This is a genomic window from Zoogloea oleivorans (assembly GCF_008107625.1).
Taxonomy (GTDB): Bacteria; Pseudomonadota; Gammaproteobacteria; order Burkholderiales; family Rhodocyclaceae; genus Zoogloea; species Zoogloea oleivorans.
This window is the reverse complement of the sequence record NZ_SDKK01000007.1, coordinates 79210-90054: the sequence shown is the minus strand read 5'-3', so window position 1 is coordinate 90054 and position 10845 is coordinate 79210. Positions and strand designations below refer to the sequence as shown.

At 62.2% G+C, this 10845-nt stretch carries 7 protein-coding genes; 3 read left to right on the top strand and 4 right to left on the bottom strand.

Annotation, left to right across the window (positions count from 1 at the left end):
• Positions 1-37 precede the first annotated feature (37 nt).
• Entirely contained in the window at positions 38-544 is a 507-nt protein-coding gene (locus ETQ85_RS08810) for a formate dehydrogenase subunit gamma (protein ID WP_148578674.1), read from the bottom strand.
• A 244-nt stretch (positions 545-788) separates the two neighbouring features.
• Here ETQ85_RS08810 and ETQ85_RS08805 point away from each other — a divergent pair, with 244 nt between their 5' ends.
• Complete coding sequence (locus tag ETQ85_RS08805) at positions 789-1595, top strand: restriction endonuclease (protein WP_246128703.1); 807 nt, start codon at positions 789-791, stop codon at positions 1593-1595.
• 23 nt (positions 1596-1618) lie between these two features.
• Here the strand turns inward: ETQ85_RS08805 and ETQ85_RS08800 are convergent, their stop codons facing one another.
• Together ETQ85_RS08800 and ETQ85_RS08795 are read right to left on the bottom strand one after the other, a co-directional pair.
• Positions 1619-5026: a PAS domain S-box protein gene (locus ETQ85_RS08800; protein ID WP_187394647.1), complete on the bottom strand. Its 3408-nt coding sequence runs from the start codon at positions 5024-5026 to the stop codon at positions 1619-1621.
• Between the two features lie 214 nt (positions 5027-5240).
• Complete coding sequence (locus ETQ85_RS08795; RefSeq protein WP_148578672.1) at positions 5241-6149, bottom strand: LysR family transcriptional regulator; 909 nt, start codon at positions 6147-6149, stop codon at positions 5241-5243.
• Positions 6150-6303: 154 nt separating this feature from the next.
• On the opposite strand from ETQ85_RS08795, the gene ETQ85_RS08790 reads away from it, so the two are divergent.
• Together ETQ85_RS08790 and ETQ85_RS08785 are read left to right on the top strand one after the other, a co-directional pair.
• Complete coding sequence (locus tag ETQ85_RS08790) at positions 6304-7149, top strand: phosphate/phosphite/phosphonate ABC transporter substrate-binding protein (protein WP_148578671.1); 846 nt, start codon at positions 6304-6306, stop codon at positions 7147-7149.
• Between the two features lie 28 nt (positions 7150-7177).
• Positions 7178-9070 (top strand): ATP-binding protein, encoded by a 1893-nt coding sequence (locus tag ETQ85_RS08785; RefSeq protein WP_187394646.1) that lies wholly within the window; start codon positions 7178-7180, stop codon positions 9068-9070.
• Here the strand turns inward: ETQ85_RS08785 and ETQ85_RS08780 are convergent.
• Positions 9067-10830 (bottom strand): ATP-binding protein, encoded by a 1764-nt coding sequence (locus tag ETQ85_RS08780; RefSeq protein ID WP_148578669.1) that lies wholly within the window; start codon positions 10828-10830, stop codon positions 9067-9069. The genes ETQ85_RS08785 and ETQ85_RS08780 overlap by 4 nt on opposite strands.
• Positions 10831-10845 lie beyond the last annotated feature (15 nt).

Genomic DNA, 10845 nt, shown 5'->3' with positions numbered 1-10845 from the left:
GGGGCGACTTCAGTCGCCCATGAACGCACGCAGAGTGTCATGCCGTCACCTCGTCGCGCAGCCCGGCAATCACCGCGTCGAAACGCGCGCAGCTCATCCGCCCGAGGATTTCGTCACCGACCCGGATGGCCGGCGAGCAGGCACAGTTGCCCAGGCAATACACCGGCTCCAGCGTCACCGCGCCGTCAGCCGTGGTGCCGTGCCAGTCGATGCCCAGTTGCTGCTTGGCGTGGGCTTCCAGCAACTCGCCACCCTTGGCCTGACAGGATTCGGCGCGGCATACCTGCACTACCGTGCGTCCGGTGGGGGCGGTGTGGAAGTGGTGATAGAAGCTGATGACGCCATGCACTTCGGCGCGGCTCAGGTTGAGCGCGCCGGCGATCACCGGCACGGCCTCGGCCGGCACCCAGCCGAGGGCATCCTGGATGGCATGGAGGATCGGCAGCAGGGCGCCGGGCAGGGACTGGTGCGCCTCCACCGCCTGCCGGATCGCAGCGTGCTGCGCGTCGCTCAGGGGAGGGGCTGTGACGGTGGCCTGGGGCATGGCATTCCTCGATTGCGGTTGCGGACGGTTCCGCAGCAGGGTCGTCGAGGATGGTATGCCCCCGCTGCCAGCACGGGAATCGGGAAATATCGAAGGGGTGTTCGGCTGGAGCGAACGCGGAATGCTGGATTGAAAAGCTGGATGGCATTTTCAAAGGGCAGGGTGCCGCGTACCATCCGCAGCCTGAATCGATAACCGGGTAAATGGCGCAATGAGCCGAAGGCGTGGCAGACAGGAAGAGGGGTTGATTGTCCTGGCCCTTAAGTCGGACTGGAAATTTGCGGCGCTGCTGGCGCTGGGCTGTTTTGTGGGCGGCGTGGTGGTGTTTCCGCGTTTCATGGCCGGCAATATGTTTCTGGCGGCGCTTGTGCCCATGGCGCGTGGCATGGGCTGGATAGGTGCGTTTGCCTTTGCGGCGATTGCCGTTCTGCGCTGGATCCAGAAGTCTGCGGTGATGCCGGTGGCGCAGGTTATCCCGCTGCGTCCGCAGGCATGGTCGCTCGATGTGCTGGCGCGCATCGAATGGCGGCGTTATGAAGACCTGTGCTGCGCGTTTTATCGGGAGATGGGGGTTCGCGCCGAGACCACGCACCTGGGCGCCGATGGCGGGGTCGATGTCCATTTGTTCCAGGACGAGACGCAGCCTGCCCGGGCCACGGACATCGTGCAGTGCAAGGCCTGGAACAAGCCCGTGGGCGTTCGGGAGATCCGCGAAATGCGCGGCGTCATGGCTCACGAAAAAGTGGAGAGTGGCTATTTCATGGCACCCATGGGCTTTACCGATGAGGCCCGCGCCTTCGCCCGGGAAAACCAGATCACTTTGCTGGATGGCCCGCTTTTTCTGGCAATGATCGAGCAATTGCCGGCCGCTACCGGGCAGCGTCTGCTGGCCTTTGCCACCGAAGGCGACTGGACCACGCCAAGCTGCCCGAGCTGCGGAGAGAAAATGGTGTCCCGCAAAAAGAAGAGCAATAACAGCGCCTTCTGGGGATGCCCGGCTTATCCCCGCTGTCGGGGCATGTTGCCGATGCGGGCTGACGTGGTTCCCTGAGGCTGCCGTTCAGTGCGGGCGGATCACCGCCAGGGGGCGCTGGCGGCGACGAGCGCGTCGATCTGCTGGCCGATGTCGACGAGGCGTGCATCCAGCTCGGGGCTTTCCTTGTCGATGGCTTCTTCCAGCTCCCTGGCCGCGGTCATCAGGTCCAGTGCACACAGGAAGCCGGCATTGCTGGCCAGGGTATGCATGCGTCGGGCGGCGCTTTCCTGATCGCCCTGGGCCAGGTCGCGGCGGGTCAGGGCTGCGGCGTCGGCGTTGTCGGTGACGAACAGTTCCAGCAGACCGATGAACATGGCCCGGTCACGGCCGAGCCGTTGGGCTGCCCGCTCCCGGTCGATGCCGGCGATGTCGGGGAAGGCTTCGTCATCGATCGGGGCTGGGGGGGGCTGTTCGATCGGGGCCGGTTGGGCGGTGGCCAGCGCCTGGGCCTTGTCGGCGTCGAAGCGGGGCCTGACCCAGTGGGCCAGCAGCACGGCCATCTGCTCCAGGTCCATCGGCTTGGCCAGCACGTCGTTGGCACCGGCAGCCCGTGCCGCAGCTTGTTGCTCGTCGCGCACGCCGGCGGTGAAGGCGATGATCGGCAGGTCGATCAGGCCCAGTTCCCCACGAATCAGCCGGCTGGCGGCGAGGCCGTCCATGACCGGCATCTGCACGTCCATCAGTACCGCATCGAAGCGCTCGGGGCGCGTCTTCAGGAGCTGCACGGCCTGCTGGCCGTCGGCGGCCAGGGTGGCTGTCGCGCCTTCCAGCTTGAGGGCCCGTTCCACCAGATCCCGGTTCATGGCGCTGTCGTCCACCACCAGCAGGTGCGCACCCACCAGGCGCGGCCCGGACGGCGCCGGTGCCGGCTTGGTGGCCGATTCCTGCATTTCGCTTTCGCTGCCGCGCATGAAAGGTAGTTCGAACCAGAAGGTGCTGCCCTGGCCGACTTCGCTCTCGGCGCCGATTTCCCCGCCCATCAGTTCCACCAGACGCTTGCAGATGGACAAGCCGAGGCCCGTACCACCGAAGCGGCGGCCAATGCCTGCATCGGCCTGGGAGAAGGGCATGAACAGTCGGCTCAGGGCTTCGGAGGTGATGCCGATGCCGCTATCGCGTACCGCGAAGCGCAGCCGTACGCTTGTTTCAGTGGCGTCATGTGCTTCGACATGAACGGAAACGCTGCCTGCCTCGGTGAACTTGATGGCGTTGCCGGTCAGGTTGAACAGCACTTGCTCCAGGCGCAGCCCGTCGCCGAGCAGCGGCCCGAGGGGCACAGGCGGAGCCTCCAGGCGCAGTGCCAGCCCCTTGGTGCGGGCGACCTGGCCCATCAGGCTGTCCAGGTTGGCGAGCAGGGCGGCCAGGTCGAAGGGACGCGATTCGATGCGCAACTGGCCGGCTTCTATTTTCGACAGGTCGAGGACGTCGTTGAGAATGGCCAGCAGGGACTGGCCGGCGCTGCGGATGCGTTCGACCATGTCGCGCTGGTTGCCGGCAAGCGGTTCGCGTTCCAGCACCTGGGCGAGGCCGAGCACCGCATTCATGGGGGTGCGAATCTCGTGGCTCATGTGGGCGAGGAATTCGCTCTTGGCGGCATTGGCGGCTTCGGCGGCGTCATAGACCTGCCGCAGCTCGCGCTCGTAGCGCTTGCGCTCGCTGATGTCGCGAATCACGCCGACGATTTCCACGAAGGTGCCATCGGTGCCCAGCAGCGGGCTGGCCGTGACGTCGGTCCACACGGTGGTGCCGTCCTTGCAGCGTTGTTCGAGTTCGCCCCGGAAGTGCTCCGGTGGACGTCCGGCAGCCAGATTGGCATGCAGGCGGCCGAAATAGGCCCGCACAATGAGGAGGGAGGCCGGCGTGAGCGCCTCTTCCATGGATTGGCCCATGACTTCATCGATGGTGAAGCCGCGCAGCCGTTCGACAGATGGACTGACGTAGGAGTAGCGGCCTTCCAGATCCATCGTCAGGATGACGTCGATGGCGTTGTCGGCAAGCAGACGGTGCCTCTCCTCGCTGATCCGCAGCCTTTCTTCCATCTGGCGACGGGCGGTGATGTCTTCGACGATGGCCAGGTAGCGGGGCGACTCTTCGCTGTCGACCTGCACCGGTGCGCAGGTCACGCTGGCCCAGACGATTGAGCCGTTCGGGTGCAGGTAGCGCTTGTTCAGGCGGTAGCCGGCAATTTTCCCGCTTTCCAGTTGTGCGAGCTGATCGAGGCCTTCACGAATGTCGTCCGGATGGGTGATGCGGGCTGGATCGAGTCCCGCCAGCTCTTCAGGGCTGCGGCCGACGATTTCAGCGTAGCGCGGATTGGCCTCGGTGATGTGCCCGCTATGCGAGTCGAGCAGGGCTACGCCCAGTGGGGCCTGCTCGAAGATGACCCGAAAGCGCGCCTCGGCCGCCCGCTGGGCCTGGAGTGCCGCCAGTTCCTGGTGTTGCCGGCTGCGCCGCCAGAGCTGGTAGCCGGCGGAGTAAACCAGCAGGAGACCGAGGCCCATGACCAGTGTTGTTGCCCAGGTCATGGTCCGGATGCCGGCGTAGGCCTCGAACTCATCGATCTCAGCGATCATCAGCCAGGGCGTGCCGCTCACGGCAGCGGCATAGGCCAGCACGGGAACGCCACGATAATCGCGACCTCCGGCCAGGATGCCTTGTTCTCCCTGTGCTGCGCGGGCAGCGGGCAGGTCGGGTACGGTGAGGGAACGGGTATGGGAGAGGGGTGGGTCCTGACGGTGGCGCAAGGGGGTTAGAAAGCGCACCCCTTGGCCGTCACGGCGGACCAGGTAGGTTTCGGCGGTTCGGGTGGGCACCGGCCAGGACTCGACCAGCGGATACAGGGTCTGGTCCGCTTTCCAGGTCAGGTAAGCCACGCCCAGCGGTATGGATCCGACGCCACCGATCGGTGCCAGCACGCCGTAGACCACCTGTCCCCGGGCATTGCGGTGCAGGTCGACGAGTTCGATACGCGGTTGGCGCAGGATGTCCCGGATCAGGGCGCCGTGATCCCGGATGTCGGCTTCACCGACAACCACCGCCGGATTCCCCTCTGCATCGATTACCGCCAACCCGCCCCAGCCACGTACCCGCGCCACTTCCTCGAGGATGGACTGAATCCGTTTCAGCGTCGCGCTGTTCTTCCGTCCGCCATCCAGCCATTGGCTGAAGAGCATTTCGAGCTGCGAGTGCGTGGAGAAATACAGTTGGGCATCGATTCGCGTTTCGGTGAGCGCGCCCTCTATTTGCTGGCGTTTCTGTTCGGCGATCACTGCCAGCGTGCGCTGGGTTTCGCGGCGTATTTCCTCGCTCAGGTAGCGATAGCCGACGATGCCGATCACGCCGATCAGCAGTGAGATGGCGAGGAGCGGCAGCACGAAGCGCAGCCACTGCGCGCGGGTGCTGCCAGCAGGTTTGGCGGCGGAATTGGGGACGATGGCGGTTGTCATGAAGGCAAACCCGTGTCAGCGACGGACCGGGTTATTTCGCTACACAAACTGATGCACCGAATCTGAAGAGAGAAAACAGGACTAGGCAGGGCGAGGGTGTTGCGCGTGTTGCCGCAGATAAAAATCACGGCATAAATTGTGCACCAAAGCGGTGCGTGCGTCCAAGGTTTTGGTGTGTTTGGCTGATTTGGCGATTTATGTGGAAAGCCTTGTCTCAGGTCACGCGGGTGCTGTCCTGCATGCCCAGATTGAGTGCCCGGGCTTCCCCCATCAGGGCTTCGACCATTGGCGAGCGGGGTTGACGATTGAGTACCAGCAGGCCGGTGGCCCATTCGACAAGGGGGTCGCGCAGCTCGAAAACCCGCGTTCCGGTGGGAATGCCAATCAGGTCGAGCACCGCCCGCGGGACGATGCTCGACCAGTGGCCGGCACTTACGTGGGCCAGGATGCTGACGATGGAGTCGGTCTCCAGGGTCGGGCGTGGTTGCTCACCGAGGCTGGCGAAGACGCTGTCGATGGTCTGCCGGTTGTGCATGTTGGCGGTCAGCAGGCACAGGGGAATTCTGGCGGCCTCGTGCCAGGTCACGCAGTCACGCCCTTCGAAGGGGCCGTCCCGGGGGGTGAGAAGCACGTGGTTCTCGCACCACAGGGGTACGGCGGCCAGGTCGTTGGCGGTTGATTCCAGATAGGCGATACCGCCATCCAGCTCGAAACTGCGCAAGCCACCGAGTATTTGCTGGGTGCTCATCGACAGCACCTCGATATCGACCAGCGGATGCCGGCGGGCGAAGGCCGCGGTCAGTGTGGCGACCGCGGTGAGTCCGGTGGGGATGACGCCGAGGCGCAGGCGCCCGCACAGCCCATCCTGCATCTGGGCCAGTTCCTGGCGCAGGTCTTCGGCCCGGGCGGCGAGCTGACGCGCGCATTCCAGGACCCGCTCACCTTCCGGGGTGAGGCCCGAAAACTGTTGTCCACGCTCGACAACCGTCACACCCAGCTCGGATTCGATGTCGCGGATTGCCGCCGACAGGGTCGAGGCCGACACATGGCAGGCTTCCGCCGCTCGCCCGAAGTGCTTCTCGCGGGCGAGGGCGATGAGGTAGAGGTATTTGCGGGCGATCATGGGCGGGGAAATGAAAAATATTGGATGTAGGGCGTGAGTGCACCACTAAGCGGGGGCGGGGGCAAGGAGAGATTGGTGCAGATGGTGTGGACAGACTTTCACGAGGCTGCCGGGTAGAATCCACAATGAACAGAAAAGCGAAAGAAGACGGATCATGACGCGACAGGTTTTTCTCGGTTTTTTTCTGGCTTTCTTCTTTGGCATATCCAGCGCGGCGCCATCTGCAACCGTCGAACAGAATCCTTCGGCATTTCGGGTCGGAATAGCGCCACATACCAGCGCCCGCATCATCCTGCAGATGTACCAGCCGCTTCGTGCCCATCTCGAGAAGGCGCTCGGGCGGCCCGTCATGATCCTTACTGCCAGTGACTTCAGCGATTTCGCCACGCGTGGCTTGCGCCAGGAGTTCGATCTGGCGGTTACCACGGGCCATCAGGCGCGGCTGTTCGAGACAGATGCGGGCTACATGCCGATGCTGACCTACAAGGCCGATTTCAAGGCCGTCATTCTGGCCGGCATGACGAGCCCCTACCGCGACCCCAAGGATCTGGCCAACAGCACGGTTATTGGCCAGTCCCCTTCTTCACTGGTCACCATCTGGGGCCAGCAATGGCTGCATCGCAACAATATTCCCAACGTGCAGGTGCGTTATGCCAGTGCTTCCGACAGCGTGGCGCAACTGGTGCTGAATGGCGAGGGCAGCGCCGGCATGATGTCGCTGGCCAATTACCAGAGCCTGAAGCCCGAGGTTCGTGCCCGCTTGCGCATCCTCGATGAAAGCCCCCGAATGGCCGGGCGGGTGTATATGCTCAACAAGCGCAATGCGCTGCTCAGGGAGAAACTGAACAAGGCATTGTGGAGTTTTGCGGAAACGCCGGAAGCCCTTGAGTATTTTTCAAAATACAGCCTGGAAGGCTATCGCAGGCTGGAGCCGCGCGAGCTGTTCGAAATGGAGCCTTACGCCAACGAGGTTCGGCAGGCCCTGAAAAAAGAAAAATGAGCGTGTGGTTTCGATGACAAAAAGTCCCATGCTTACCCTGCGGGGTAAATTGCTGTTGATGGCACTGCTGGTTGAGGCATTGATGTTGTTCCTTCTCGTCAGCAACAGCATCAGGTTGCTTCGAGACAACATGGGGGAGCAGGCCAGGCGCAACGCCGAACAGATCGTTCCCGTTCTGCAGGCGGCCCTTGTGGCGCCGCTTGCGCAATCCGACTATGCAACGGTCCAGGCCGTGCTTGACGAAAGCCATGCGACGAAAACCATCGATTACCTCGCGGTGCTCGATGCCGAAGGCCGCATCGTTGCCAGTGCGGGGCTTGCCGACGACAAGAAAATACCGAATCCCGATCCGTCCTTTGCCCTCGATTCGGATGAAGATCCACCTCGTTACGATGTCGCCCAGCCGATAGCGCTGGCGCATCAGCGTCTGGGGACCCTGCATTTCGGCCTCAATCTCAAGCCGATCATCGACGCGCGAAACAGTCTGATGACGCAGGGAATGCTGATTGCTGCCGGCGAGCTGGTATTGTCCTTTTGCCTGTTGACCCTGCTCGGCCTGTTGATTACACGTCAATTGTCCATCCTGGCCAAAGCCAGTATTGATGTCGCCGAGGGCAATCTGACGCCCGACCCCGTACCCGAAGGCGCAGACGATATCGGTCGCCTCGGTGCGGCTTTCAATGCCATGTCCAAGGCCGTCAGCGAGCGCATCAGCCAACTCACCACCGCGCGTGAAGCCGCGGAGTCGGCCAGTCATGTGAAAAGCCAGTTTCTGGCGACCATGTCCCACGAAATCAGGACGCCGATGAACGGCATTCTCGGCATGTCGCAATTGCTGCTGATGTCCGATCTGAATGAGGAGGAGCGCAAGGATTACGCCCGCATCATTCTCAATTCCGGCGAGTCCCTGCTGTCGCTGCTCAACGATATTCTCGATTTGTCCAAGGTTGAGGCGGGCAAGGTCGAACTGCATCGCCAGGCCTTCGATCCGCGGCAATTGATCGAGGAAAACAGCGCGCTTTTCCGTGAGCCACTGGCAGCAAAAGGCCTGAGCTGCTCGACAATCTGGCATGGCCCTGCGGGTTCGTCGTATGACGGCGATTCGATCCGGATAAGGCAGATGCTGTCCAATCTGATCAGCAACGCCATAAAGTTCACCCCGCAAGGCTTCGTTCGGGTTGAGTGCGCAGAAATCCTGAGCGGCGATCAGGGCGCGGTACTGGAGTTCTCCGTGACCGACAGTGGCATCGGGATTGCAGCCGACAAGCTGGATCTTCTCTTCAAGCCTTTTTCACAGGTCGATGGATCGATTACCCGGGGGTATGGAGGAACCGGTCTTGGACTTTCCATCGTCCACAAGCTTGCCTTGCTGATGGAGGGTGAGGCGGGTGTCGAAAGCGAGGAGGGGAAAGGCACGCGAGTCTGGTTTCGCATTCGGGTTGGACGGATTCCCGTGGAGCGCGACAGACGTCAGTTCGATCGTGCCAGGCTGGCTCCGTCGCCGGAGGGCGTGAGAACGCATGCCCTGTCCGGCGGCAGCATTCTTGTGGTGGATGACAATTCAACCAATCGCAGGGTTGTAGAGGCTCTGCTGAAAAACCTGGGGTTTTCTTTTGCCAGCGTTTCGAATGGTCTCGAAGCCGTGACGTTGATCACCGAGGATGGCATGACGCCGGAGGTGGTGTTGATGGATTGCCGCATGCCGGTGATGGACGGTTATGCTGCGACCGAGAAAATAAGATTGTGGGAGCAGGACAACAACAAGCCGCGACTCCCCATCATTGCCTTGACCGCCGGCGCATTTCAGGAAGACCGCGAGCACTGTGAGCGTGTCGGCATGGATGACTATATTACCAAGCCGATCAATTTCGGGGACCTGAAGGCCGTACTCGAAAAGTGGATCGTGCGTGCAGAGAACTAGCCGAGCGGAATCTCGATGTGAAAGAGCACGCCCTTGCCGGGCCTGCTCTCGCAGCGAATCAGGCCGCCCATGCGGTGGGTGACGAGATTGTAAACAAGGTGCATCCCGAGCCCCATGCCCTGCTGAAGATCCGTTGTGAAAAATGGATCAAAGATGCGGGACAGCACCTCGGGTGCAATACCCGCACCATCATCGCGATAATCGACGCGCAGCAGGTTTTTCTCATCGCGCGAGATCTGCATGTTGATCGTTCCCCGCTCCTGATTTTTAAACCCGTGCCGGAGGGAGTTGTTAATCAGGTTGGTGAAGATGCTGACCCAGTCGCCCGGGGTGCTGTCGATTTCCAGCTCCGGATCACAGTCAATATGCACCGCCACCTGCTGGGCGGGCAGTCGATCGCCCAGGCTGCGGATGACCTCTTCGGTGCATGCCCGCAGCCTGAAGGAGCGGGTATCGAGGGGTTTGCCTTCCACCGCGACCTGACGGAAAGTGTCGATCAGATGCGCGATGCGCTCCAGATCCTGGCGTATCAGGGCGGTGCTTGTTTCGGCCGTATCCAGATAATGCGCCAGATCGGTTTGCGTCATGCTGTGCGCGGAGAAGCGCTCGGCGAGTTGCCGGGACTGTTCTTGCAAGGTGCTGGTCGCCGTCAGCCCCACACCAAGCGGCGTGTTGATTTCGTGTGCCACGCCGGCCACCAGAATGCTGAGCGAGGCCATTTTTTCGGCTTCCATCAGGCGCCGACGGTTGCGGGCATTGGCAATGGCGAGCCCGCAGATGCCCGTCACAGCCAGCGCCATGTTGAGGTAACGCTGGCGATAGGCAGGGAAAGCCAGGTGGTCCACGACGATCAGGCCCAGCCTCTCTTCTCCGTGGCTGATGCGCAACAGAAAGCCATTGCCGTCCGGCGTCCAGGCATATTCACCGGACAGTGCGTGCAAGGCGTCCAGCATGGGGGCGGGAATGCTGCTGCAGGGAACCTGGATATCATTTTCGATACGCAGGTAGTGCAGCGCAGCCGGCGCAAAGAGCATCTGAAACAATTCTTCGATGGTGTTGATGGTGTCTGACTCGGTTTGTGTCTTGGCCAGACGGGTCAGCAGATCCATGGCCGCGACATAGTCGGCCAGTTCGGCGATGTGGCGGCGATTTTGTTGGCAGCTATTGCGCTGAACCTGTTCCAGCCGCCAGTCCAGCACAATACGGCTCAGCAGAAGGCGCAGGTAGTCCAGTCCGACAGCAATCCGCCGCGTGGGCAGATTCAATTCCTTCTGAAGACTGGCAAGATGCGTTGTGGTTTGTGGATCAAGCCCGGTGTCGAGCAGTACCAACTCCCTGGCGAAATCATTAAAAAACTCGCCGGCCTGGGCGGGTTCGAAGCCCAGTGCCCTGAGTTGTGCCGGCCAGTCGGCCAGCCAGGTCGAAGTAATCAGATAGGCACCAGAAGAGATTGCCTCATCGACCAGCGTGCGCCCCGCCACCAGATGAAAGCATTGCTCCTGACGTTCGATGCGTACGGGCGGAAAGCCGGCGGGTGGTGCCCCGAGCGTGTTCAGGCAGGCCCGGCCAAGAAGGACGACCTGGCTGCAATTGTCTGGCAACAGGCTGCGCAATTCGTCCCAGCTTATCGGGGGGCGGCCGCAACGTGCCGGAAAGCCACACGCCACCACGTCGTGCCAGCCTTCCGCAGCAATGGCAGCATTCACTTCGGCCTGGAAGTTGTGACAGCTCAGAATGCAGAGCGTTGTTGTAACAGCCATGGGGTCCGACCGCGA

Excerpts from the sequence above, each read along its gene's own strand:
- ETQ85_RS08810 (WP_148578674.1), bottom strand. The coding sequence starts at position 544 with ATGCCCCAGGCCACCGTCACAGCCCCTCCCCTGAGCGACGCGCAGCAC.
- ETQ85_RS08795 (WP_148578672.1), bottom strand. The coding sequence starts at position 6,149 with ATGATCGCCCGCAAATACCTCTACCTCATCGCCCTCGCCCGCGAGAAG.
- ETQ85_RS08780 (WP_148578669.1), bottom strand. The coding sequence starts at position 10,830 with ATGGCTGTTACAACAACGCTCTGCATTCTGAGCTGTCACAACTTCCAG.
- ETQ85_RS08800 (WP_187394647.1), bottom strand. The coding sequence starts at position 5,026 with ATGACAACCGCCATCGTCCCCAATTCCGCCGCCAAACCTGCTGGCAGC.
- ETQ85_RS08790 (WP_148578671.1), top strand. The coding sequence starts at position 6,304 with ATGACGCGACAGGTTTTTCTCGGTTTTTTTCTGGCTTTCTTCTTTGGC.
- ETQ85_RS08785 (WP_187394646.1), top strand. The coding sequence starts at position 7,178 with ATGCTTACCCTGCGGGGTAAATTGCTGTTGATGGCACTGCTGGTTGAG.